Raw genomic sequence first — 23,242 nt, 5'->3', positions numbered from 1 at the left:
CTTTATAATATAAGGCTTTCCTGCTGACTGATTGAGTCCTTACTGCGGAAACTCCGTTGATTAATTGACGGCTTAATTAATAAATTCAGTTAAACGAAAGATTAATCGAAATTTAAATTAAGGATATTTAATATCATACGCCACATATCATTACTGGCTATTCCGATATTAAGCGCCTGCTGCCTAGGCTTCTTTTAATATGATTCTCTGCCCGTTGTTCAGGCGACGATTTTCACTACCTAAGCCACTAAACAATCGGGGATAAACACCGGCGGGACACCGTATATCATGATGATAATCAGTAAGATAAGAGGGGGTTGCCTTCATGATACTTAACGGAAAGATGGCCATAGCTCACCGTTCTTCGTCGCCTTAAACCGTTATAATCAGGCAGTAGAACAGGGTTATATGAATTGTCCGGAAGCTGACAGCAGGATTACGTCGAATAGCCCCCCTGAATGACTCCACATTATCCTATGACAATGTGGAGTCATTCAGGGAAAAGCATTTCAGTGGCGCTAGGAAATCAGCGTTTTGCTAAGCGTCATAACATAAATAGAAAAATAATGATCAACTCGGGCAGCCCTATCGTTCGGAGCTACCAGTAGCATTGATGACAAGTGGGGAGCCAATAATAATAGAAAATTATAATCCCGTAGTATGTTTAATTACGTACCATACCAGATAACCAACGCCACCTATGGCCGCAAACATAGCAATTCTTTGATTCTTACTCATACATTCATCCTTGTTAGTTAATTATCTTAGTCCATTATATCCATGAAAATAACTTTTCTGCTCTCAACCTTATTTTATGGGCAAGTATCATCTGAATAGCTGCGTTGCCATCAAACGCCCATATTCATCACTTCCTGATAGGCCGAAACCAGCTTATTACGTACCTGAATTCCCATTTGCATGGAGATTGAGGATTTTTGCATATCGACCATCACATCGTTTAAACCAATGCCCGGTTTGCCTAGTTCGAAATTCTGCGCCTGAGTACGAGCCGTTTGCTGCACTTCACTGATTTTACCCAGTGCGGCCTTCAGTTCGCTGGCAAACCCCGGCTCAGCCGGCAGCACTTTGGCCGTTCCTGCCGCCTGTAATGCGCTGACCTGCATTTGTTGCAAAACACCTTCAATACCTTGAATGGACATAAAACCTCAGTAAAAAGCGCGTGCTCAGGACGGATATTCTTTAAGCCCGGCACAGATTGGTATTTTCAGGCTGACACCCTAACACATCATTTTTTAGCTAAACCGGCTAATTAGATACAAAAACATCGCCTTATTGACTCATCAAATTCCCTTAATCCGACAAATAATGGCATGCCCATAAAAGGGGAGACCGGCGATTGCTGCTTTGTCGCTTACGTACCAGGGAGTCTGTTTTGTTTCGATACACTACTTACACAAATACTAACGTCAACGTTGTCCAGCCTGGCAAGGAATGCGTATGAATGCCTCGATAACTGGCGTAGAGAACCGTGAGAATGGCTTTAGCGGGCTGTTGAATCGCCTGCGCGCCAATCCAAAAATTCCGTTACTTATCGCCGCTGCTGCCGCAGTGTCGATCGTTGTCGCCTTAATGTTATGGGCGAAAAGCCCGGATTATCGCGTCCTTTACAGCAATTTGAGCGATCGCGATGGCGGCGCTATTGTCACTCAACTGACTCAGCTCAATATTCCTTATCGCTTTGCCGAAAACGGCGGTGCGCTGCTGATTCCGGCAGACAAGGTGCATGAAACCCGTCTGCGCCTGGCGCAGCAAGGGCTGCCGAAAGGCGGTGCCGTTGGCTTTGAACTGCTGGATCAGGAAAAATTCGGCATCAGCCAGTTCAGTGAACAAATCAACTACCAACGGGCGTTGGAGGGAGAATTATCCCGCACCATCGAAACCCTCGGCCCGGTCATGAACGTACGCGTTCATTTGGCATTGCCGAAGCCTTCGCTGTTTGTTCGTGAACAAAAATCCCCCTCGGCTTCCGTCACACTGGCTTTACAGCCTGGGCGCGCATTGGATGATGGCCAGATTAACGCCATTGTTTATATGGTTTCCAGCAGCGTGGCCGGTCTACCTCCGGGTAACGTCACCGTCGTTGACCAAACGGGCCGCCTGTTGACGCAATCAGATAGCGCCGGTCGCGATTTGAATGCCGCTCAGTTGAAATTTACCAATGAGGTGGAAGCCCGCTTCCAACGCCGCATTGAGTCTATTTTGGCTCCGATGGTCGGTAACGGAAATGTCCACGCTCAGGTCACCGCGCAGGTTGATTTTGCGACCCGCGAGCAGACGGACGAAGAATACAAACCAAACCAACGCCCTGAACAGGGCGCGGTACGGTCACAGCAGCTAAGCCAAAGCGAACAGGTTGGCGGCACGCCAATCGGCGGCGTTCCGGGCGCTTTATCCAATCAGCCTTCGGCCACGCCGGTTGCTCCGATTGAAACTCCGCCAGTTGGCGCAGCGCCGGGGGCTACCGGTGCAGCAGCGAATACCGCCGCAGCCACTGCGGCTAACCGCAACAACACCGCCGGCACTGGCAACCGCAATAGCGTTCCGGGCAGCAGTCGTCGGGATGAAACCACTAACTATGAAGTTGACCGGACTATTCGTCACACCCAGCAACAGGCTGGCATGGTGCAACGCCTGTCCGTCGCCGTGGTGGTTAACTATCTGGATATCGACAAGAAAACCGGCAAGCCGATCGCGCTGAGCAAAGATCAGTTGGCGCAAATTGAGGCGCTAACCCGTGAAGCCATGGGCTTCTCTACCGCGCGTGGCGATACGCTAAACGTGGTCAATACGCCGTTTACCGCAACCGAAGAAACCAGCAGCGCCCTGCCGTTCTGGAAACAACAATCCTTCTTCGAGCAGTTGATGAGTGCCGGTCGTTATCTGTTGATTCTGCTGGTTGCCTGGATTCTGTGGCGCAAACTGGTACGTCCGTTTATCGCTAAGAAACAGGAAGTGAATCCGGCGATTACTGCGGCTAATAACGCAGCGCAGACGGCACAAACCGCTGAAACAGTGAAACAGAGCAAAGAAGAGCTGGCCCTGCGTAAGAAATCACAACAGCGTGTAAGCGCTGAAGTTCAGGCCCAGCGTATCCGCGAACTTGCAGATAAAGATCCACGCGTTGTCGCGCTGGTAATTCGTCAATGGATGAGTACAGACCAATGAGCCTGACCGGAACTGAAAAGAGCGCCATCATGCTGATGACGTTGGGCGAAGACCACGCCGCAGAAGTTTTCAAACACCTCTCGTCGCGGGAGGTGCAGCAACTGAGTACCACCATGGCGAGTATGCGTCAGGTTTCTCATCAGCAATTAATTGACGTGTTAGTCGAGTTTGAAGACGACGCCGAGCAATATGCAGCGCTGAGCGTCAACGCCAGCGAATACCTGCGCGGCGTGCTGGTGAAAGCCTTGGGGGAAGAACGTGCCTCCAGCCTGCTGGAAGATATTCTGGAGTCTCGCGAAACCACCAGCGGCATGGAAACCCTCAACTTTATGGAACCGCAGATGGCTGCGGATCTGATTCGGGACGAGCACCCGCAGATCATCGCCACCATTTTGGTTCACCTGAAACGCGGTCAGGCTGCCGATATTCTGGCGCTGTTCGACGAACGTCTGCGCAACGATGTCATGCTGCGTATCGCCACCTTCGGTGGGGTTCAACCGGCGGCGCTGGCGGAATTGACTGAAGTGCTGAACAACCTGTTGGACGGCCAGAATCTCAAACGCAGCAAAATGGGCGGTATCCGCACCGCTGCCGAGATTATCAACCTGATGAAAACCCAGCAGGAAGAAGCGGTTATGGACGCCATGCGCGAATACGATGGCGAACTGGCACAAAAGATTATCGACGAGATGTTCCTGTTCGAAAATCTGGTTGGCGTCGACGACCGCAGCATTCAGCGTTTGCTGCAAGAGATCGACTCCGAGTCCCTATTGGTGGCATTGAAAGGGTCGGATCAGGCTCTGCGCGAACGTTTCCTCAGCAACATGTCTCTGCGTGCTGCCGAGATTCTGCGCGACGATCTGGCCACGCGTGGGCCAGTGCGTATGTCACTGGTGGAAAGCGAACAGAAAGCGATCCTGCTTATCGTCCGTCGTTTGGCGGAAAGCGGCGAGATCGTAATTGGCGGCGGCGAGGACATCTATGTCTGATCAGCTTAATGCCCTGCCCTGGCAGCCTTGGGCTCCCAAGGATTTCGCCAGTCAGTTTGATGACGCTCCGGCTACCCAGCCGGAAGTCGCGATGACCGAGTTTACCGACGAAGCAGGCGAACCACAGGAACCCGACCAACAGCAGGTGCTGCAAAGTTTGCAACAGCAGGCGGAGCAACAGGGTCGGCAGCAAGGTTTCGCCAAAGGTTTGCAGGAAGGTCTGGATCAGGGCTATCAAACCGGGCTGCTGGAAGGGCGTGAACAAGGTTTGCTGGAAGCGCAGAAACTGCAAGAGCCGATGACCGCTCACTGGCAGGCGCTGGTCGCTGATTTCCAAAATACGCTCGATTCCCTCGACAGCGTCATCGCCTCTCGTTTGATGCAATTGGCGCTGACGGCGGCGAAACAGATTTTGGGGCAACCGGCTATTTGTGACGGCACCGCACTGCTGGGTCAAATCCAACAGCTGATTCAGCAAGAGCCAATGTTTAACGGCAAACCGCAGTTGCGCGTAAATCCGGACGATTTGGCGATGGTGGAGCAGCGCTTAGGCGCCACCCTGAGCCTGCACGGTTGGCGTTTGCTGGCCGACAGCCAGATTCACGCCGGTGGTTGTAAAGTCAGCGCGGAAGAAGGCGATCTGGATGCCAGCGTCGCAACCCGTTGGCATGAGCTGTGCCGCCTGGCCGCACCGGGAGATTTGTAATGACCGCCCGTCTTGGCCGCTGGCTGACTACACTGGATAAACTGGAACAGCGAATCGTTCAGTCGCCTTCGGTTCGGCGCTATGGTCGTCTGACCCGCGCCACCGGTCTGGTTTTGGAAGCCACTGGCTTGCAATTGCCCCTTGGCGCAACCTGCCTGATTGAACGACACGACGGCGGCGAAGTGCAGGAAGTAGAAAGCGAAGTGGTTGGTTTTAACGGCCAGCGCCTGTTTTTGATGCCGTTGGAAGAAGTGGAAGGCATTGTGCCCGGCGCGCGCGTCTATGCACGCATTACCGCCAATGGCGCTTCCGCCAGTAAACAACTGCCTCTCGGCCCTGAATTGCTCGGACGCGTACTGGATGGCAGCGCCAAGCCGCTGGACGGTTTACCCGCGCCAGAAACCGGCTATCGCGCACCATTGATTACGCCGCCGGTTAACCCGTTGCAGCGTACCGCTATCGAACAGGTTCTGGACGTGGGCGTGCGCACTATCAACGCCCTGCTCACCGTTGGTCGCGGTCAGCGTATGGGTCTGTTTGCCGGTTCCGGCGTCGGTAAAAGCGTGTTGCTTGGCATGATGGCACGCTATACCCAGGCGGACGTCATTGTGGTCGGGCTAATCGGTGAACGTGGTCGTGAAGTAAAAGACTTTATTGAAAATATTCTTGGGGCAGAAGGTCGCGCACGTTCGGTAGTCATTGCCGCACCGGCCGACGTTTCCCCTTTATTACGTATGCAGGGTGCCGCTTACGCGACTCGTATCGCCGAAGACTTCCGCGATCGCGGTCAGCATGTGCTGCTGATTATGGACTCCCTGACGCGTTATGCCATGGCACAGCGTGAAATCGCGCTGGCCATTGGCGAGCCGCCTGCCACCAAAGGCTACCCGCCTTCTGTCTTCGCCAAGCTACCGGCGTTGGTCGAAAGAGCCGGTAACGGCGTCAGCGGCGGCGGTTCTATCACCGCTTTCTATACCGTATTGACCGAGGGCGACGATCAGCAAGATCCGATTGCCGACTCCGCCCGCGCCATTTTGGATGGCCACGTGGTGCTGTCCCGCCGTTTGGCCGAATCCGGCCATTATCCGGCTATTGATATCGAAGCCTCCATCAGCCGAGCCATGACGGCGCTGATTGATGAGGATCACTACAGCAAAGTTCGTCAGTTCAAACAGTTACTGGCGAGCTACCAACGCAACCGCGATTTGGTCAGCGTCGGTGCCTACGCGGCAGGGAGCGATCCGCTGCTCGACCGCGCAATCTTGCTTTACCCCCAGATGGAAACCTTCTTGCAGCAAGGAATGTTTGAGCGAAGTAGCTATGAGGATGCCTGTCAGCATCTGAAGGCGCTGTTTCCCGGCTGATTGGCCGTCAGCTCACTGACGCCAATCTTCATTCCGTAATAGATGAGGAATACGATGAAAAGTCAATCACCTCTCGTTACCCTGCGCGACTTGGCGCAGAAGGCCGTCGAAAAGGCCAGTACACAGTTGGGACAGGTGCGTCAATCGTACCTGCAAGCCGAGCAGCAATTGAATATGTTGCTCAACTATCAGGATGAATATCGGGTCAAGCTGAACGATACCTTATCCGACGGGATGGCCTCCTCAACCTGGCAGAATTATCAGCAGTTTATTCAGACGTTGGAATTGGCAATCGATCAGCACCGGCAGCAGCTATTGCAATGGAATCAGCGCGTCGATTTAGCCGTCAAGCACTGGCAAGAGAAACAGCAACGCCTCAACGCGTTCGAAACCTTGCAGGAACGGGCGGAAACCACCCAGCGTCACCATGAAAACCGTATGGATCAAAAATTGATGGATGAGTTTGCCCAGCGCAGCTCACAAAGGAGCCTGAATTCATGAATCTGTCTGTACTGCCCGGTGTTGCGACACCAACCGAAACTGAGGGTGCAGCGTCTTCTTCTATCGCTGCGTTATTCAGCGATGCGGGTTTACCGGCGGATTTTGCCGAGCTGCTAGGCGGCCAATTGAGCCAATTGGCTCAGAAGCTGGATGCCGCCGATGCCAAAGCGCTGAAATCTTCTTTAGCCGCCGTCACCGGTAACATTGCCGATGTCGAAGGGGATAAAACCAGCCAAGGCAGTAGCAAGCTTAACCAGTTGCTGGCCGCATTGGGTGATATCACCGCGACCCTGCCGGCAGGATTAACGGCCGCAGGTCAGACAGGCGAGTCTCATGGCAAGAAAACAACGCCAGAAGACGATCAAAAACTGGAAATTCAGCGCGATAAACCCGACCTGAACCCATTACATACTTTGCTGGCGATGTTGCCCCATCAGGTAGCGACTACACTGGCAAGCGGTAACAGCCTGAAATCAGGGCTGACCGCACAGGATAATCTGAATGCTGGCTCCAAAAGTAGCCCCGCAGGTAAAGGCGAAGCGCTGGGCAGTCTGCTGGGCTTAACCGGTCAGGATAAAGAGCTGGGCGCGCTGTTGAGTACCACTTTGAGTAACGGTAAAAAAGAGGGTGGTAACCCCGCGAATAACCTATTGGCCGAGGTAAAAACCAAAACCGAAAAGGTAGAACTGCGTCAGAACCGCCCTACCGGTCAGACACAGGACAACAGCGCCATAGCCGCCAATAAAACCGCTGCGCTGAGTGCGTTAATCGCCCCGACAGAAGCAGTCAATAGCGGCGAGAAAGCCTTGTTAACCAGCGCTATCACCCCTTCATTACCGCCGGTCTCCAGCCCAATCATGGCTGCGCCTACCGGCGGCCTTGCTTCCGCCCCGGTTGCCGGCCATTTGAGCGCTCAGTTGGGCAGTCAGGAATGGCAGCAGGCGTTAGGCCAGCAGGTATTAATGTTTAGCCGCAACGGCCAGCAAAATGCCGAACTGCGTTTGCATCCGCAGGAATTGGGCGCGCTGCAAATCAGTCTGAAGATCGAAGATAATCAGGCGCAGCTGCACTTCGCCTCAGCTCACGGTCAGGTTCGCGCCGCGCTAGAAGCCGCTCTGCCGGGGCTGCGTCATGCTTTAGCTGAAAGTGGGATTCAATTGGGCCAGAGCAGTGTCAGTAGCGAAGGATCGTCTCAGTGGCAGCAGGCTCAGCAACAGCAGCATCAACAAAATCAGCAAAACTATGCGGCTAATGGCCAGCCTGCTTACGGCGAAAACGCTGAATCGGCTGATTCTCTGACACCGTTGGTGACGCCAGCCGCACTGCAATCTTTAGCATCCGGCAACGGCGGTGTTGATATTTTCGCCTAAAATTGAACAAACGGGCGAGGTAGGCCGTTTTTTCCCACCTATTCTGCCTATTGCCGGCGGTGATACGCGGGATAATCATCACCATTATTCGTTTAACGCGGGTAGGTTGTCAGAAGTTGCCAAGGTGGCGACATCCGTCAACGAGTCATACCCGCGTTATTATGCAGATACACGAAACAGGAATTTGTCTTCCCCATGTCTGATAACACCATCCCGGCCAAGCGTAAAAGTTCAATCTGGGTGATTCTGCTAGTACTGATTGCCGTGGCTTCTGCTGCGGGCGGCGGCTATAGCTGGTGGGTACTGCACAACAGCAAGCCTGCGAACGTTAAACCTGTCCCTGTGGCTCCGGTCTTTATGCCGCTTGATACCTTTACCGTTAATCTGATCACGCCGGACAACAACCTGGATCGCGTGCTGTACATCGGTTTGACTCTGCGCCTGCCAGACGAGAATACCCGTCGCGCGCTGAACGACTATTTACCGGAAGTTCGCAGCCGTCTGCTGTTGTTGCTGTCTCGCCAGACTGCCGAAAGCCTGGCGAACGAAGAAGGCAAACAGCGGTTAATGGCGCAAATCAAAACCGTCCTCAGCCCGCCAATGGTTAAAGGTCAACCTAATCAGGTAATCAGCGACGTGCTGTTTACCGCATTCATACTGCGATAATCATTATGGGCGACAGCATACTTTCACAAGCAGAGATTGACGCACTGTTAAACGGCGACAGCGGAAACGATGAGCCGGTTGCCATAGTCGGCAGTGACAGTGACGTTAAGCCTTACGATCCGACAACCCAGCGCCGCGTGGTGCGTGAGCGTCTGCACGCGCTGGAGATCATTAACGAGCGTTTTGCCCGTCAGTTCCGCATGGGGTTGTTCAACCTGCTCCGTCGTAGCCCGGACATCACGGTAGGCCCGATTAAAATCCAGCCTTACCATGAATTTGCCCGTAACCTGCCGGTGCCAACCAACCTGAACCTAGTACATCTCAAACCGCTGCGCGGCACTGCCCTATTTGTGTTTGAGCCAAGTTTGGTGTTTATCGCCGTCGATAACCTGTTCGGCGGGGATGGCCGTTTCCCGACTAAAGTGGAAGGCCGCGAATTTACCCATACTGAACAACGGGTGATTACCCGCATGCTGCGTTTGGCGCTGGACGCCTACCGCGACGCCTGGGCCGCCATTTACAAGATCGACGTGGAATATGTCCGTTCCGAGATTCAGGTGAAATTTACCAACATCACTACCTCGCCGAACGACATCGTGGTCACCACGCCATTCCACGTGGAAATCGGCGCGCTAAGCGGCGAATTCAATATCTGTATTCCTTTCGCCATGATCGAACCGCTGCGCGAGCTATTGACCAATCCGCCGCTGGAAAACTCACGTCAGGAAGACACCCACTGGCGCGAAACGTTGGTAAAACAGGTTCAACACTCCGAGCTGGAGCTGGTGGCCAATTTTGCCGAGATCTCGCTGCGTTTGTCTCAGATTTTAAAACTGAAACCGGGCGATGTATTGCCGATAGATAAGCCAGACCGGCTGATCGCCCACGTTGATGGCGTACCGGTGCTAACCAGCCAGTACGGTACTCTGAACGGGCAATACGCCCTTCGTGTTGAACATCTGATTAACCCTATTTTGAATGCTCTAAATGAGGAACAGCCCAATGAGTGACCCTAAGCTGCCGTCTGGCGATGGAAAGGAATCCGTGGATGATCTGTGGGCTGATGCGTTTAACGAGCAGCAAGCGACAGAAAAACCAACGGCAACAACTGAAGGCGTATTCAAATCGCTGGAGGCACCGGACGCACTTGGCAATTTGCAGGAAATCGATCTGATTCTTGATATTCCGGTAAAACTGTCCGTAGAGCTGGGCCGCACCAAAATGACCATCAAAGAATTGCTGCGCCTATCGCAAGGTTCAGTGGTTTCTCTGGATGGTCTGGCTGGTGAGCCGCTGGATATCCTGATTAACGGTTACCTGATAGCGCAAGGTGAAGTGGTAGTGGTTGCGGATAAATACGGCGTACGTATTACCGACATCATTACGCCATCTGAGCGTATGCGCCGTTTAAGCCGCTAATGAGTGAAGCACAAACGCCGGTCACCGGTTTCGCCAATTCTCACCCTGGAGTGAGTAGCCAAACAGCCGTTCCCGCGGCACCTGCCCTTCCGGCTGGTGCGGTATTAACGCAGGTTGGCAGCGTTCTCGGCGGCGTTATTTTACTGATTCTGTGCGGTGCCTGGCTGGTAAAACGGCTGGGCTTTGCTCCGCAGGCGCGCAATAACAAATTGCTGAATGTGCGCGCTAGCTGTCAGGTTGGCCAGCGCGAGCGCGTAGTCATTGTGGAAGTAGATAACACCTGGTTAGTGCTGGGCGTCACTTCACAGCAGGTCACTCAGTTGCACACGATGGAACGCCCTCCGGTAGACCCTACCGTCGAGCCAGATACCACTAAACCGGCTGATTTTCGTCAGCTACTGCAAAAAATCCTGAAACACCCGGAAAAATCGGCATGACGTCTCAGCGCCCTGAATTCAAGGCCACTTTTGCCTTAACGGTGCGGATGCGCCGTCTGCTTACCCCCCTATTCACTTTCACCGCCCTGTTGTTCTCACCGGCGGTGTTTGCGCAATTACCCGGTATTATCAGCCAGCCTCTCGCCAACGGCGGGCAAAGCTGGTCACTACCGGTACAAACCTTAGTCCTGATCACTTCGCTGAGCTTCTTACCGGCGGCGTTGCTGATGATGACCAGTTTTACCCGAATCATTATCGTGCTGGGTTTGTTACGTAACGCCCTCGGCACGCCATCGGCACCGCCGAATCAGGTTTTGTTAGGTCTGGCGCTGTTTTTGACCTTCTTTATCATGTCACCGGTGTTCGACAAAGTTTATCAGGATGCTTATCTGCCGTTTAGCCAGGATAAGATCACCATGGATATCGCCATAGATAAAGGCTCGCAGCCGCTGCGGGAATTTATGCTGCGACAAACCCGGGAAACCGATTTGGCGCTGTACGCCCGTTTAGCCAATCTGCCTGCGTTTGAAGGCCCAGAAGCGGTGCCAATGCGTATTTTGCTTCCGGCCTACGTCACCAGCGAGCTGAAAACCGCCTTCCAGATCGGTTTTACCGTATTTATTCCGTTCCTGATTATCGATTTGGTGGTCGCTAGCGTATTAATGGCCCTCGGTATGATGATGGTGCCGCCGGCGACGATCTCGCTCCCCTTTAAGCTGATGTTGTTTGTTCTGGTGGACGGCTGGCAATTGCTGCTAGGTTCACTGGCGCAAAGTTTCTACAGTTAGCCTGAAATTATCTCATCCAGCTCATTTTATACAAAGGTAGGCTATGACTCCTGAATCGGTAATGGCGCTTGGCACTGAAGCGATGAAAATCGCCCTGGCACTGGCCGCGCCGCTATTGCTGGCGGCGTTGGTCAGCGGTCTGTTGGTCAGCCTGCTACAGGCCGCCACGCAGATTAACGAAATGACCCTGTCTTTCATTCCTAAAATTCTGGCAGTCTTCGCCACTTTGGTTATCGCCGGGCCATGGATGCTGAATTTGATTCTGGATTACATGCGTAATCTTTTCACCAGCTTGCCTACGCTGATCGGCTAAACATGCTTTCTTTTGATACCAGCCAGCTTAGCCATTTAGTCAGCCAATATTTTTGGCCGCTGGTTCGTGTATTGGCGCTGATCAGCACCGCGCCGGTTCTGAATGAAAAATCGATCAACCGTAAGGTCAAAGTCGGCCTTGGGGTAATGATTACCTTTCTGATTGCACCGTCCCTGCCGGTCATTGATATTCCCATTTTTTCCGTCGGCGCTATTTGGGTCGCCATTCAGCAAGTGATCATCGGCGTCGCTATTGGCCTGACCATGCAGTTCGCCTTTGCAGCCATTCGTTTAGCGGGGGAAATCATCGGGTTACAAATGGGGCTGTCTTTCGCTACCTTCTTCGATCCCTCCGGTGGCCCCAATATGCCCGTGCTGGCGCGATTGCTGAATCTAATCGCAATGCTGCTCTTTTTGTCCCTCAACGGCCATTTATGGCTGATTTCTATGTTGTCCGACAGCTTCCACACGCTGCCCATTCAGTTTGCGCCCCTAAACGGCGGCGGGTTCCGCGCCTTAACCGAGATCGGTTCTCTGATCTTTATCAGTGGACTTATGCTCGCGTTACCCATGATCACTATTCTGCTCACGCTAAACATGGCACTGGGGATGTTAAACCGCATGACGCCGCAGCTTTCGGTATTCGTGATCGGTTTCCCCCTCACTTTAACCATAGGTATGCTGGTTCTGGGCTTGTTAATGCCGAGTCTTGCTCCCTACTGCGAGCATCTGTTCGGTGAGTTCTTCGATCGTCTGGCCGGTGTTGTTGGCGGGATGGCCTGAAGCTAGCGCCCTCTTTCTCTGAGCCCCATCATTTCACGTCACTAATTACTTGCAGCAATAGCAATAATCACTCTGCCATAACGGATTGTTATAGCGATGCTTTAGGGTTGGAAGTTAACTTGAAACGAGGCTAAAGATGGGGGGACGAATAAAAAGGTGGTATGCCATCCCAAACCTTAGTGGGAAAAGATGACATACCGAAAAGTGCACCCGGTTTAAGTACACTTAAAAGGGGACCCGCCGAGCTGGTCAGCGGGTAAGAACGCAGGGTATTAACGGTTAAGCTGGAACAGGGACATGCCTTGCATATCGCTGAAAGCTTTATACGAAGCCTGTAATGCGGCTTGTTGCATAACGTAGGATGAAATCGCGGCGTTCCAATCTACATCCTGTAAATCGCTAAGCTGTTGTTTGTTTATCAGAGTACGGTCGTCGCCCAGGCTATCCAGACTGTCCAATTCCTGCAATTGGGTACCAATTTCAGCCTGAACGGACAGGATATTATTCAACGAGTTGTCTAACCCGCGAATCCCTTTATCCATCGCATCCGCGGAGAGCTTTTTATCTGCTTCCGATGCGCCATTCATTGGCATTTTCAGCGCGTTCAATACGGTATCGATGGTATTGAAAATATTGCTTTCTGACGCTGGCGTCGTGCCGGTAGCCGGATCCGTTGGCTCCGGACGCGCATTGGCGGTCAGACTCATAAACACGCTGGACCCCGTGTGGCCTACGGTCATGTTACGGAAAGAATCAACCTGTTGAGTCTTAGGCTCATCACCACCGTTATAGGTTACCGCGCCGGTCACCGGATCGGCAACGAAAGGAGGTTTGTCATTCTTGAAACCGCCAAACATGTAGTTGCCGTTGCCATCCGTGGAGTTAGCCTGATTTAACAATTGATCCTTCAGGCCCTGCAACTGAGTTGCGTAAGAAGCTCGGTCATCATCACTCAGGGAGTCTTTACTGGCACTGATCACCAATGCTTGCATTTGCTGCACGGTGCTGGTTGACTGCGCCAAAAAGTTGGTTTCCAAAGATGAAGTCTGGCGCGCATAGCTGCGGCCTAAGGCAAATTGCGCATTCTCAGACTGAGCCTGAGACAGCATGATCACCTGTGAGGCTGCCATGGGATCATCCGATGGGTTAATCACTCGTTTGCCGGTAGAAATCTGTTGGCCAGACTGCAACCACAGAGATTGGGCATCAGTGATGCCGCGCATATTTTGCTGATACAGCATGCTGGTACTAAGGCGCACGATGTCAGTTCCTTTTAGCGTCTGTTCTGCGAGCCGTATCGCAGAACAGTGATTGAGTATTTATCCCCGCAGGGTTCGGTTTAACGAATTTCCAGCAAGGAATTAAACAGAGTCGAAGCCACTTGGATAACCTGCGCATTGGCCAGGTAATATTGCTGGAAACGCTGAAGATTGCCGTACTCTTCATCCAGGTTTACCCCGGAAATGGACTGCTGCTGCTCATCAAGCTGCTTCACGATATTGAACTGCGCGGTACTGTTCACTTTCGCCGTACTGGTTTGGTTACCCACGTTACTGACTAAACCGGCGTAAGCACCGGACAACGTCGCTTTGCCGTTGACCAATTGTTTGTTTTGCAGATCCAGTAACGCCTTGGCGTTGTTATTATCGCCTTTCCCACCGTCTACACCGGTTGGATCCGCGCCCGCAGCAGCAATTTTGGAGGAATCCTTGATTGCCACATCCAGGTTAGAAATGGTATTAGCCACCGGTTTGATGGTGAACTTATCGTTCGCCGCTACGCCTGCGCCGACAGAAACATTCAGGCCATCAAAGCTCAGACTGCCGTCAGCTTCGGTTTTAGGCGCGATTTTACTGTTATCTGATAGACGCGTAACCTGCCAGTTGGTGCCGTCGAATTCCATGCTGTAATCACTGGCCTGCACTTCGCTAGTGTTGCTGTAGCTCACATCCAGATGGCCGGTGCCGGTGTTTTTGGCATTGCTGACGCTGTTTGGCTGAGCAAAGTTGAAGAACTTCTCTCCTGGATCGCCGTTGATATCAAAGCCTTTTTCGTGCTGCTGGTTAAAGCTGTCGGCCATCACCAACGCCAACTGCCCTAATTGGTTGCGAGCGCTATCCAGTGCTTCACTGCGGAATTTCAGCGTACCGCCCAAAGAACCGGATGTAATGCGGGATTCGTCCAGCTCAGCCACACCGCCCAGACCGCGGTCATAACCGATGGTCATACGAGTACCGTCTGCGCTAGAAGGAATTGCACGCATATTATAAGAATTCGACCCCTGTACCAGCGATAAACCACCGGCGAAGGACACGTTATAAGCGTCGCCGTCTTGCTGGGTTACGGTGACAGGAATAATGGTGTTCAGCTCGCTAACCAACTGATCGCGCTGATCGAGCAAAGCATTTGGCTCGCTGCCGCTGCTGCCGCGTAAACGGGTGATCTGGTCGTTAAGTTTGGCGATCTGCTCAGAATAGTTATTAATCTGGTTAACGCTGTCGCTAATTTTCTGGTTAACACCGTTATTCATGTCTTGCAGATATTTATCCGCATTCTTGAATTGGTTTACCAAACCTTCGGCTTTACCCAACACGGTTTTACGCGTCGCGTCGTCATTAGGAAGCGTTTCCAGACCTTTTAGATTGCTGAAAAAATCCTGCATGGTAACGGACAGGCTGTTATTTTTATCCGCCAACAGGTTATCAATCTGCGAGATCTGATTGTAATAAGTTGTCAGACCGGCGCTTTGAGTTTGGGCTGAGCGTAACTGATTATTAATAAAGGAGTTGTACTCACGATTTACGCCGGTCACGTTAACACCATTACCGAGGAAACCCGCTGGAGACAAGGTGCCGCCCGCTTGCGCAAAAATAGCGTTCTGGCGGTTATACCCGGCGACCTGGAAGTTGGTAATATTATTACCCACGGTGCTCAGGGCGTATTGCGCCGCACTCAGACCACTCATCGCGGTATTAATCAGATTGTTGGACATAAAGAAATCCTTTTACGGCAGGCGATCGGTAGTTTGTGTCACCTGCGGTGATGAATAGGGTTACTGTCTGAGGGGTACAAGTCCCCGCGCAGCCTGTAATATTTATCGGCCAAAGATCGGATAACTTGAGTAAATTTGGCAAAAAATACCCATTTTTCCCGATGGATTACGGCGATATTCCTGCTAAAAAAAACCGCCCGGGGATAAATCACAGGGCGGTCGGGGTTTTACGCCGTCAGTTTGCTGCCTGCCGTTAGAAAATTTGACTTAAATCATGGGTATAGGCTTTGACCGCCTGATTCCCAGCGCTCTTCATTTGCTGAATAACGCCCACCAATTTCTGCGCGTATTGTGGATCGGTTGCGTAACCCGCTCGCTGCAAGGCATGTGCCGCCTGCTCCGGCGTATTCGCCGCCGCCACTTCCGCATAGCGAGGATTTTTGGTCAGCAATTTGACGTAGTCGCTAATCGCTTCGACGTAAGAACCGTAAACGCGGAAGCTGGCCTTGGTTTTCTTCGCCACGCCTTGCTCGTACTCAGTGGTTGTGATTTCACTAACCGGCCCTTCCCAATTGCTGCCTGCTTTAATACCAAACAGGTTGTAGCTGGATTTGCCTTCCGCCGTCGGGATCTCGCGGCGCCCCCAGCCTGATTCCAGCGCCGCCTGAGCCACAATCAGTTGATGAGGAATGCCACTCTGTTGGCTGGCCATTTTGGCCGGGATCGACAAACGCGAAACAAAGTTATTGTTATTGAGCGACAGCGGGCTGGTACCTTCCGGCGGCGGCGTGGGAATTGCCCGACGCATCATCTGCGCCAGCGCCTGCGCCGGCAGGGTTTGCATGACTTCTTTATCCAGCGCCATCGGCACAGTACCGGCCGTTTCACTTGGCGACTGGCTACCGGAAAGTTGCTTCACCATCATATCGGCCAGGCCGAGACCTTTCACCGACATTTCCTGCGCAATCTGCTGGTCATACATAGAGGTATAGAGCCGGGTTTGGTCGCTGCTCAGCGGGCCGTCTTCCGGCATGGCGGAACGCATACTTTTCAGCATCATTTGCACAAACATCCCTTCGACCTGCTGAGCCACCTGTTTTAGGTTGCCCTGCGGATCTTTTGCCACATCACGCTTTAAGGCGTTCAGGGATTGGGCGTCGTATGCCGCCCCGGACATGGCCATCAAATCGCTCATCAAATAATTTCCAGTTTAGCCCGCAGACAGCCGGCGCTTTCCATCGCCTGCAAAATAGACATCAGGTCGATTGGCGTTGCGCCCAGAGAATTCAGCGCGCGAATAACGTTGTTCAGATTCGGGCTGGCATTCACTTTTTGCAGCGCGCCCCCTTCCTGACGTACGGATATCTGGGTATTTGGCGTGACAACGGTCTGACCGCCGCCGAACGGCGTATCCGGCTGGCTTACGGTATTTTGTTTATCCACCACAACCGACAGATTGCCCTGCGCCACCGCACAAGAATCCAGCACAACGTTACGGTTCATCACCACCGAGCCGGTGCGGGAATTGATAATGACCTTGGCATCGCCCGGATCGACATTAACTGGAATATTCTGAATATCGGCCAGGAAACGCACCTGTGAGCTGCTACCGCTTGGCACCAGAACCTGAATGGTACGGGCGTCAATCGCGGTGGCAGAACCGAAGCCACGCGAACGGTTTATCGCATCGCTTATCTGCTGCGCCAGCGTAAAATCTTCGTTATTTAACTGAAGGTTAAGCACGCCGCTGCTGCCAAAGGTAGTCGGTAATTCTCGTTCTATGGTCGCGCCATTGCTGATTCGTCCACCGGTCAACTGGTTAACGGTTACGCTGCTGCCGCCTGAAGACGCCCCTGCGCCTCCGACCAGAACGTTGCCCTGCGCCAACGCATAAACCTGATTATCCACGCCTTTCAGCGGAGTCATCAGCAAAGTCCCACCGCGAATACTTTTGGCGTTACCCATGGAAGAAACCACCACATCGATGGTTTGCCCAGTGCGAGAAAACGCAGGCAATTTAGCGGTAACCATCACCGCCGCCACGTTTTTCAGCTGCATATTGGTGCCCGGCGGCACAGTAATCCCTAACTGGGACAACATGTTGCTCAGGCTTTGAGTGGTAAAGGGAGTCTGCATGGTCTGGTCACCGGAGCCATCCAGCCCCACGACCAGCCCGTAGCCAATCAGGGCGTTATCCCGCACGCCCTGAACGGTAACCAAATCACGAATTCGCTCTGCCGATGCCGGCAGCCACACCAATGACAACAGTGCGGCAAAAAGCGGGATGAGAGATTGTTTACGCATTAATCGGCCTCTTAGAACGGCGAAACATTAAGGAAGAACCGCTGCAACCAGCCCATGGTTTGCGCTTCATTGATATAGCCATTACCCACGTATTCGATACGTGCGTCCGCCACCTGAGTTGAGGTAACGGTGTTGCTGCCGCTGATGGTGCGCGGATTGACGACCCCGGAGAAACGAATAAACTCGGTTCCCTGGTTGATTGCAATCTGCTTCTCCCCCACGACATGCAGGTTACCGTTGGCCAGAACCCGATCCACGGTCACGGTAATAGTGCCGTTAAAGGTGTTATTGGCATTGGCTCCACCTTTGCCGCCAAAGGTGCTATCGCCGGAAATATCCAGATCGGCACGGGCGTTGCCCAGTAAACCTTCCAGATAGCGCGGCGCAGTGGCTACGCCAAATTTGCTGGCACCGTTACGGCTGGCGTTGGCAGAAGAGCTTTTGCTGGCGCTGACGTTTTCCTGCAAGGTAATGGTTAGCGTGTCGCCGATATTGCGCGGGCGACGGTCTTCAAATAGCGGCTGATAGCCATAGTTCATCGGCTGAACAGCCTGAAATATTGAGCCATTCGGCAAGGGCGCACTCGCTGGCGCGGGTTGCGCAGAGGTGGTGCCATCCACCAGTGGTTTATGCGGAATATACGCACAGCCATTGAGCAGCAGCACCGCCATTGTTGGCGCACAGACCCATCTCAATCCACTTAATTTTCTGAACGGCGAAGTATCCATCTCTGTTTTTATTACCTGTAACCAAAGGGGTAAGCTGCCTTGAACCCCAAAATTCCAATCGGCCTAACGCAGTCAGGGGGCAATCCAGCCCCCCGAAAGCTATCTTAGATCTGAGTCAGTTTTTGAAGCATCTGATCAGAAGTTGTTACCGCTTTACTGTTGATTTCATAGGCGCGCTGGGTCTGGATCATGTTGACCAACTCTTCCGCCACGTTGACGTTAGAGGTTTCAACATAGCCCTGATACAGCAAGCCTGCGCCGTTCAGGCCCGGCGTACTTTCATTCGGTGCGCCGGAGCTGGCGGTTTCCTGATACAGGTTTTCGCCTACGCTTTCCAGACCGGTGTCGTTGATAAAGGTAGTCAACGTCAGTTGCCCGACCTGCTGAGCGGCGGTTTGCCCCTGCTGAGTCACGCTAACGATACCGTCACGCCCTACCGTGATGCTCAAGGCATTGGCAGGAATCGTGATGGCAGGCTGCACCTGAAAACCACCGGCGGTTACCAGTTGACCGTTCTGATCCATCTGGAATGAACCGTCACGGGTATAGGCATTGGTGCCGTCAGGCAATTGCACCTGGAAGAACCCCTGCCCTTTGATGGCGATATCTTTACTGTTATCAGTCTTGGACAGGTTCCCCTGGCTGTGTAGGCGCTCGGTGGCCACCGGACGAACACCCGTACCAATTTGCAGGCCGGACGGCAAGGTAGTCTGTTCCGAAGATTGAGCCCCCGGCTGACGCATGGTTTGATACAGCAAATCTTCAAACACGGCGCGCTGACGCTTAAAGCCATTGGTGCTAACGTTTGCCAGGTTGTTGGCAATAACGTCCATGTTGGTTTGCTGGGCATCTAAACCGGTTTTGGCAATCCATAATGAGCGGATCATCAGTGTACTCCTCTGCGCCTGGGCGCTTAACTCATAGCTAACAGCTGGTTAGCGCGCTGTTCGTTCTCATCCACGCTGTGAATGACTTTCATCTGCATTTCAAAACGGCGGGCGTTGGCGATCATATCCACCATAGTTTCCACCGGTTTGACGTTGCTGCCTTCAATCACGCCAGGCATCACTTTGACCAGCGGATCGTTCGGCAACGTAGCACCACGTTGCTGTTGCGTAGCCGGCGTCAGATGGAACAAACCGTCATCGCCGCGCGTCAGCTCACTGCCCTGCGCCTGAACCAGTTTTAACCGGCCAATCTGAGCAATGGTGTTTGGCGGATCGCCCGCGTTCAACGCCGAGATGGTGCCGTCAGCCGCGATCGTGACTTCCGCCTGCGGCGGGACGTCAATCGGGCCGTTATCCCCCATCAGCGGATAACCCTGCACCGTCATCTGACCGTCGGCAGAAACCTGAATGTTACCGTTGCGGGTATAACCTTCGGTGCCGTCTGGCAACTGCACGGCCATAAAACCGTCTTGCTGCAGCGCCACGTCCAGCGGGCGACCGCTGTAGTTCATTGGCCCCTGACTCATATCCGCACCGGGCGTCGATGCCGCCACCAAAGTACGCGTCGCCATGCTCGGCCCGTCAATCGGTACTGCTCGCAACGCAGATAACTGCGCGCGGAAGCCCGGCGTTGAAGCATTTGCCAGATTGTTCGCGGTAACGGCCTGCTGCTCCAGCGTCTGCCGGGCGGCACCCATCGCGGTATATATTGCGTGATCCATGCTGCTATCCCGTTAGCGCGATTAGCGCAGGTTGACCAGAGTTTGTAAGATCTGATCCTGGGTTTTGATGGTCTGGGCGTTGGACTGGTAGTTGCGCTGGGCAACGATCATATTTACCAGTTCTTTACTCAGATCCACGTTGGAAGATTCCAACGCACCGCTGGTCAGCGTACCGAAACCACCACCGCCTGCCGTACCCAGAATCGCGTTACCGGAAGCCGCAGTTTCTTTCCAAACGTTATCGCCCTGTGAAGACAAGCCTTCTGGGTTAGCAAAGTTAGTCAGTACGATCTGGCCCAGCAGCTGTTTCTGTTGGTTAGAGTAAGTACCGATCACGGAACCGTCTTTTTCGATCTGGAAGCCAGTAAACTCACCTGCCGCATAGCCGGTTTGGTTCTGGGCTGAGATGCTGTCAGTACCGGTATTCTGCTGCTTGGCACCGGCCAGATTCAGTGTAAACGTCTGCGCTGGCGCACCATTCAATGCGGACATTGGCACATTCAGAGTGAATGGCGTTGCGCTTGGAGCACCTGCCCCATCGGTCGTGCCGGTGAGCAGACCGTTGGTATCGAAGTTCATGGTGCCTTGCTTGTCGGCTTTAGAACCGGCCACGCTGGTGTCTTGGGTGTACACGTCCCAGGTGTTGTCTTTGGTTTTCACAAAGAACACGCTGACATCGTGGCTGTTACCCAGACTATCGAAGGTGGTGATATTGTTGACGAAGCTATAAGTATCAGGCTTAGCCGGATCAAAAGTTTCGGTGATTGGCTTGTGAGATGAATTCAGGTTAGCGACCATGTTGCCGGAAGTGGTCGCTTTCGCGCTGATCATGCCCTGTGGAATCGTCAGCGGAATCGGCTGAGCACCCTGCTGAACCGTTGGCGGTGTACCTGTGGCAGGATAGCCGGTCAGGTGCAAGCCTTGCTGGTTAACGATGTTACGGTTTTCATCCAGTTTGAACTGGCCGTTACGCGCGTAGAAAATACCGCCGCTGCTGTCTTGCATACGGAAGAAACCGCTTTGGCTGATAGCCAGATCCAAACGACGGTTAGTGGTGGTTGGGGTACCGTCGTTGAAGTCCTGAGTGATACCGGCAACTTTTACGCCCATACCGGTTTGAGAACCGGCAAACATATCGGCGAAAGATACGGAACCTGCTTTAAAACCAGAGGTAGCCGAGTTGGCAATGTTGTTACCGATCACATCCAGATTACTAGACGCTGCGTTTAAACCGCTGACTGCTTGAGAAAAACCCATGTTACTCTCCGTTAGGATTCAAGGCGTTGATACAACATCAAAACGCCGGGTAAATGAGAGAACCAAACTCTTGTCTGGCCCACTGCTTTATCAAAATGCCTTCCGTGCACGAAGCAGCGGACTTACAGAATCTGGCGAACTTCATCCATCGTCACGGTGCCACGCGGGCCGAGATCCAGCTTGGTACCCTGAGCGCCCTTGGTGACACCGTTCACCACGCCAAAGCTCAGCGCCGTTGGGTTCAGTGACTCCACACCGCTGCTGGCGGCGATACTGACGCTGTAGGCGCCATCCGGTGCGTTGCTGCCGTCTTCCAGCTTGCCATCCCAAGTAAAGACATGAACGCCTGCCTCTAAACCACCAGGGAATTCAATAGTTTTGACCACGTTACCGTTGGTATCGCTGATAGTGGCGGTCACTTTGTCGGCTCCGCGCACCAGTTCCATACCGAACGGCGTCGTACTCACGATGTCGTCCTTCGAACCGGCCAGAATACTGTTGCCCGGCACCATCACGCCGTGGCCAATGAGCGCACTAGCCTGTAACGATTGACCGTTATCAATCTGACCTGAAATCGAACCCAAGGTCGTATTCAGTTTCTCAATACCTTGTACCGTACTGATTTGCGCCAGCTGAGTGGTCAATTCATTGTTTTGTAGAGGATTAGTTGGGTCCTGGTTTTTCAACTGGGCAACCAGCAGCGTCAGAAAGCTGTTTTGCATCTCTTCGCTGCTACCAGCACCGCCGAGAGTCTGTTTTTGCTGAAGCTTGGCAGCGGTATTGGGAATAGTGTTGTCCAAGCTGTCATTCATTGAGGTATTAATTGCCATTGTCGGCTCCGATTATTGGCCCAAAGTCAGCGTTTTGAGCATCATGGATTTAGTGGTATTCAGCACTTCCACGTTGGCCTGATAGCTTCGGGAAGCGGAAATGGTGTTCACCATCTCACCCACCACATCCACGTTCGGCATACGCACATAGCCTTTGGCATCCGCCAGTGGATTACCCGGCTGATACACCAAACGATCCGGAGCCGTGTCTTCTACGATCTGTGCGACACGAACGCCGCCGGTTTCCTGAGCGCCTTGATTGGCAACCTGAAACACTACCTGCTTTGCGCGATAAGGCTGGCCATCCGGCCCGGTTACGCTGTCGGCGTTGGCCATGTTACTGGCGCTCACGTTCATCCGCTGGGATTGCGCAGACAACGCAGAACCGGCGATATCAAATATATTCAGTAAAGACATACGCCTTATCCTTGTTGTAACACTGACATCATCCCTTTGATCTGGCTGCCAAGAATGGTCAGATCGGTTTGATATTTCAGACTATTATCGGCGAAATTGGTACGTTCACGGTCCATATCTACCGTGTTGCCGTCCATCGAGGGTTGGTCTGGAACCCGGAATAGCAGATCCAGATCCGGCGGCTGAATATTTTGAGCCGGAATATGACGGGCTGCGGTCAAACTGAGTGACATCCCGCTGCCGTTAACACGCCCTTGCTCCATCACTTTTTGCAGTTGGCTGGAGAAATCGATATCGCGAGCCTGAAAGCCCGGCGTATCGGCGTTGGCAATATTGGCAGACAAAATTTCCTGCCGCTGAGCGCGAAGATTTAGCGCCTCTTGTTGAAAGCGCAGAGCACCGTCCAGTTTGTCGAGCATAGCCCCCCCGCGAGGTTAGAATTTGGAGTCGACAGCATAAACGGCGTTAGGGAAAGCCTATCGTTTGAATAAGGGCAAAATGCGTCGCTATTTATCCCCTTAACC

At 53.1% G+C, this 23,242-nt stretch carries 25 protein-coding genes; 13 read left to right on the top strand and 12 right to left on the bottom strand.

What is annotated here, in order from left to right; translation table 11 throughout:
- Positions 1–848 precede the first annotated feature (848 nt).
- A complete protein-coding gene (fliE, locus tag DBA33_RS15340) occupies positions 849–1,160 on the bottom strand; it encodes a flagellar hook-basal body complex protein FliE (RefSeq protein ID WP_064517658.1) in 312 nt (103 codons plus the stop codon).
- Between the two features lie 298 nt (positions 1,161–1,458).
- Here fliE and fliF point away from each other — a divergent pair, with 298 nt between their 5' ends.
- From fliF to fliR, 13 genes are all read left to right on the top strand, one after another.
- On the top strand, positions 1,459–3,186 hold the full coding sequence (fliF, locus tag DBA33_RS15335) for a flagellar basal-body MS-ring/collar protein FliF (RefSeq protein ID WP_064517656.1): 1,728 nt from the start codon (positions 1,459–1,461) through the stop codon (positions 3,184–3,186).
- On the top strand, positions 3,183–4,175 hold the full coding sequence (gene fliG / locus DBA33_RS15330) for a flagellar motor switch protein FliG (protein ID WP_049597523.1): 993 nt from the start codon (positions 3,183–3,185) through the stop codon (positions 4,173–4,175). The genes fliF and fliG overlap by 4 nt, the downstream gene beginning before the upstream one ends.
- Positions 4,168–4,881, top strand: coding sequence for a flagellar assembly protein FliH (fliH, locus tag DBA33_RS15325; protein WP_064517654.1), 714 nt, complete (start codon positions 4,168–4,170; stop codon positions 4,879–4,881). Before fliG ends, fliH begins: the two co-directional genes overlap by 8 nt.
- On the top strand, positions 4,881–6,245 hold the full coding sequence (gene fliI, locus DBA33_RS15320) for a flagellar protein export ATPase FliI (RefSeq protein ID WP_064517652.1): 1,365 nt from the start codon (positions 4,881–4,883) through the stop codon (positions 6,243–6,245). Before fliH ends, fliI begins: the two co-directional genes overlap by 1 nt.
- A gap of 54 nt (positions 6,246–6,299) precedes the next feature.
- Complete coding sequence (gene fliJ, locus DBA33_RS15315) at positions 6,300–6,746, top strand: flagellar export protein FliJ (RefSeq protein ID WP_064517650.1); 447 nt, start codon at positions 6,300–6,302, stop codon at positions 6,744–6,746.
- On the top strand, positions 6,743–8,116 hold the full coding sequence (locus DBA33_RS15310; RefSeq protein ID WP_064517648.1) for a flagellar hook-length control protein FliK: 1,374 nt from the start codon (positions 6,743–6,745) through the stop codon (positions 8,114–8,116). The genes fliJ and DBA33_RS15310 overlap by 4 nt, the downstream gene beginning before the upstream one ends.
- A 195-nt stretch (positions 8,117–8,311) precedes the next feature.
- Positions 8,312–8,782, top strand: coding sequence for a flagellar basal body-associated protein FliL (gene fliL, locus DBA33_RS15300; protein WP_064517646.1), 471 nt, complete (start codon positions 8,312–8,314; stop codon positions 8,780–8,782).
- Between the two features lie 5 nt (positions 8,783–8,787).
- Positions 8,788–9,792 (top strand): flagellar motor switch protein FliM, encoded by a 1,005-nt coding sequence (gene fliM / locus DBA33_RS15295; RefSeq protein ID WP_049597517.1) that lies wholly within the window; start codon positions 8,788–8,790, stop codon positions 9,790–9,792.
- On the top strand, positions 9,785–10,201 hold the full coding sequence (gene fliN / locus DBA33_RS15290; RefSeq protein WP_049597516.1) for a flagellar motor switch protein FliN: 417 nt from the start codon (positions 9,785–9,787) through the stop codon (positions 10,199–10,201). Before fliM ends, fliN begins: the two co-directional genes overlap by 8 nt.
- Complete coding sequence (fliO, locus tag DBA33_RS15285; protein WP_064517644.1) at positions 10,201–10,638, top strand: flagellar biosynthetic protein FliO; 438 nt, start codon at positions 10,201–10,203, stop codon at positions 10,636–10,638. The genes fliN and fliO overlap by 1 nt, the downstream gene beginning before the upstream one ends.
- 47 nt (positions 10,639–10,685) lie before the next feature.
- Positions 10,686–11,426: a flagellar type III secretion system pore protein FliP gene (gene fliP, locus DBA33_RS15280; RefSeq protein ID WP_064518546.1), complete on the top strand. Its 741-nt coding sequence runs from the start codon at positions 10,686–10,688 to the stop codon at positions 11,424–11,426.
- Between the two features lie 43 nt (positions 11,427–11,469).
- Entirely contained in the window at positions 11,470–11,739 is a 270-nt protein-coding gene (fliQ, locus tag DBA33_RS15275; protein WP_049597514.1) for a flagellar biosynthesis protein FliQ, read from the top strand.
- A 2-nt stretch (positions 11,740–11,741) separates the two neighbouring features.
- Positions 11,742–12,521 (top strand): flagellar biosynthetic protein FliR, encoded by a 780-nt coding sequence (gene fliR, locus DBA33_RS15270; RefSeq protein WP_064517642.1) that lies wholly within the window; start codon positions 11,742–11,744, stop codon positions 12,519–12,521.
- Between the two features lie 272 nt (positions 12,522–12,793).
- Here the strand turns inward: fliR and flgL are convergent, their stop codons facing one another.
- The 11 genes from flgL to flgB form a co-directional block, all read right to left on the bottom strand.
- Positions 12,794–13,780, bottom strand: coding sequence for a flagellar hook-associated protein FlgL (flgL, locus tag DBA33_RS15265; RefSeq protein WP_120806733.1), 987 nt, complete (start codon positions 13,778–13,780; stop codon positions 12,794–12,796).
- Between the two features lie 80 nt (positions 13,781–13,860).
- Positions 13,861–15,513 (bottom strand): flagellar hook-associated protein FlgK, encoded by a 1,653-nt coding sequence (gene flgK / locus DBA33_RS15260; protein ID WP_064517640.1) that lies wholly within the window; start codon positions 15,511–15,513, stop codon positions 13,861–13,863.
- A gap of 253 nt (positions 15,514–15,766) precedes the next feature.
- Positions 15,767–16,708 carry a flagellar assembly peptidoglycan hydrolase FlgJ gene (gene flgJ / locus DBA33_RS15255; RefSeq protein ID WP_064517638.1) on the bottom strand — a complete coding sequence of 314 codons (942 nt, stop codon included), beginning with the start codon at positions 16,706–16,708 and terminating at the stop codon, positions 15,767–15,769.
- Positions 16,708–17,817, bottom strand: a complete 1,110-nt coding sequence (locus DBA33_RS15250; RefSeq protein WP_064517636.1) for a flagellar basal body P-ring protein FlgI — start codon at positions 17,815–17,817, stop codon at positions 16,708–16,710. The genes flgJ and DBA33_RS15250 overlap by 1 nt, the downstream gene beginning before the upstream one ends.
- An 11-nt stretch (positions 17,818–17,828) precedes the next feature.
- The gene (gene flgH / locus DBA33_RS15245) at positions 17,829–18,545 is read right to left on the bottom strand and encodes a flagellar basal body L-ring protein FlgH (protein WP_049597508.1); all 717 of its coding nucleotides are present in this window, start codon (positions 18,543–18,545) and stop codon (positions 17,829–17,831) included.
- 104 nt (positions 18,546–18,649) lie between these two features.
- Positions 18,650–19,432, bottom strand: coding sequence for a flagellar basal-body rod protein FlgG (gene flgG, locus DBA33_RS15240; RefSeq protein ID WP_049597507.1), 783 nt, complete (start codon positions 19,430–19,432; stop codon positions 18,650–18,652).
- Between the two features lie 26 nt (positions 19,433–19,458).
- Positions 19,459–20,214, bottom strand: coding sequence for a flagellar basal body rod protein FlgF (locus DBA33_RS15235; protein WP_049597506.1), 756 nt, complete (start codon positions 20,212–20,214; stop codon positions 19,459–19,461).
- A 21-nt stretch (positions 20,215–20,235) separates the two neighbouring features.
- On the bottom strand, positions 20,236–21,471 hold the full coding sequence (gene flgE, locus DBA33_RS15230; protein WP_064517634.1) for a flagellar hook protein FlgE: 1,236 nt from the start codon (positions 21,469–21,471) through the stop codon (positions 20,236–20,238).
- Between the two features lie 122 nt (positions 21,472–21,593).
- On the bottom strand, positions 21,594–22,301 hold the full coding sequence (gene flgD / locus DBA33_RS15225) for a flagellar hook assembly protein FlgD (RefSeq protein WP_064517631.1): 708 nt from the start codon (positions 22,299–22,301) through the stop codon (positions 21,594–21,596).
- A gap of 12 nt (positions 22,302–22,313) precedes the next feature.
- The gene (flgC, locus tag DBA33_RS15220; protein WP_049597503.1) at positions 22,314–22,718 is read right to left on the bottom strand and encodes a flagellar basal body rod protein FlgC; all 405 of its coding nucleotides are present in this window, start codon (positions 22,716–22,718) and stop codon (positions 22,314–22,316) included.
- A gap of 5 nt (positions 22,719–22,723) precedes the next feature.
- Entirely contained in the window at positions 22,724–23,137 is a 414-nt protein-coding gene (gene flgB, locus DBA33_RS15215) for a flagellar basal body rod protein FlgB (protein ID WP_049597502.1), read from the bottom strand.
- Positions 23,138–23,242: the final 105 nt, after the last annotated feature.

Origin of the sequence: Yersinia sp. IP36721 (assembly GCF_003634395.1) — a bacterium.
Taxonomy (GTDB): Bacteria; Pseudomonadota; Gammaproteobacteria; order Enterobacterales; family Enterobacteriaceae; genus Yersinia; species Yersinia entomophaga.
Note: the sequence above shows the minus strand (reverse complement) of the source record. Positions and strands in the feature narration are given on the sequence as shown.

Excerpts from the sequence above, each read along its gene's own strand:
- DBA33_RS15235 (WP_049597506.1), bottom strand. The coding sequence starts at position 20,214 with ATGGATCACGCAATATATACCGCGATGGGTGCCGCCCGGCAGACGCTG.
- fliL (WP_064517646.1), top strand. The coding sequence starts at position 8,312 with ATGTCTGATAACACCATCCCGGCCAAGCGTAAAAGTTCAATCTGGGTG.
- flgE (WP_064517634.1), bottom strand. The coding sequence starts at position 21,471 with ATGGGTTTTTCTCAAGCAGTCAGCGGTTTAAACGCAGCGTCTAGTAAT.
- fliR (WP_064517642.1), top strand. The coding sequence starts at position 11,742 with ATGCTTTCTTTTGATACCAGCCAGCTTAGCCATTTAGTCAGCCAATAT.
- fliJ (WP_064517650.1), top strand. The coding sequence starts at position 6,300 with ATGAAAAGTCAATCACCTCTCGTTACCCTGCGCGACTTGGCGCAGAAG.
- fliN (WP_049597516.1), top strand. The coding sequence starts at position 9,785 with ATGAGTGACCCTAAGCTGCCGTCTGGCGATGGAAAGGAATCCGTGGAT.
- fliO (WP_064517644.1), top strand. The coding sequence starts at position 10,201 with ATGAGTGAAGCACAAACGCCGGTCACCGGTTTCGCCAATTCTCACCCT.
- fliE (WP_064517658.1), bottom strand. The coding sequence starts at position 1,160 with ATGTCCATTCAAGGTATTGAAGGTGTTTTGCAACAAATGCAGGTCAGC.
- fliI (WP_064517652.1), top strand. The coding sequence starts at position 4,881 with ATGACCGCCCGTCTTGGCCGCTGGCTGACTACACTGGATAAACTGGAA.
- fliP (WP_064518546.1), top strand. The coding sequence starts at position 10,686 with ATGCGCCGTCTGCTTACCCCCCTATTCACTTTCACCGCCCTGTTGTTC.
- flgH (WP_049597508.1), bottom strand. The coding sequence starts at position 18,545 with ATGGATACTTCGCCGTTCAGAAAATTAAGTGGATTGAGATGGGTCTGT.
- flgJ (WP_064517638.1), bottom strand. The coding sequence starts at position 16,708 with ATGAGCGATTTGATGGCCATGTCCGGGGCGGCATACGACGCCCAATCC.
- fliH (WP_064517654.1), top strand. The coding sequence starts at position 4,168 with ATGTCTGATCAGCTTAATGCCCTGCCCTGGCAGCCTTGGGCTCCCAAG.
- fliF (WP_064517656.1), top strand. The coding sequence starts at position 1,459 with ATGAATGCCTCGATAACTGGCGTAGAGAACCGTGAGAATGGCTTTAGC.
- DBA33_RS15310 (WP_064517648.1), top strand. The coding sequence starts at position 6,743 with ATGAATCTGTCTGTACTGCCCGGTGTTGCGACACCAACCGAAACTGAG.
- fliG (WP_049597523.1), top strand. The coding sequence starts at position 3,183 with ATGAGCCTGACCGGAACTGAAAAGAGCGCCATCATGCTGATGACGTTG.
- flgK (WP_064517640.1), bottom strand. The coding sequence starts at position 15,513 with ATGTCCAACAATCTGATTAATACCGCGATGAGTGGTCTGAGTGCGGCG.
- fliM (WP_049597517.1), top strand. The coding sequence starts at position 8,788 with ATGGGCGACAGCATACTTTCACAAGCAGAGATTGACGCACTGTTAAAC.
- flgG (WP_049597507.1), bottom strand. The coding sequence starts at position 19,432 with ATGATCCGCTCATTATGGATTGCCAAAACCGGTTTAGATGCCCAGCAA.
- flgC (WP_049597503.1), bottom strand. The coding sequence starts at position 22,718 with ATGTCTTTACTGAATATATTTGATATCGCCGGTTCTGCGTTGTCTGCG.
- DBA33_RS15250 (WP_064517636.1), bottom strand. The coding sequence starts at position 17,817 with ATGCGTAAACAATCTCTCATCCCGCTTTTTGCCGCACTGTTGTCATTG.
- flgD (WP_064517631.1), bottom strand. The coding sequence starts at position 22,301 with ATGGCAATTAATACCTCAATGAATGACAGCTTGGACAACACTATTCCC.
- fliQ (WP_049597514.1), top strand. The coding sequence starts at position 11,470 with ATGACTCCTGAATCGGTAATGGCGCTTGGCACTGAAGCGATGAAAATC.
- flgB (WP_049597502.1), bottom strand. The coding sequence starts at position 23,137 with ATGCTCGACAAACTGGACGGTGCTCTGCGCTTTCAACAAGAGGCGCTA.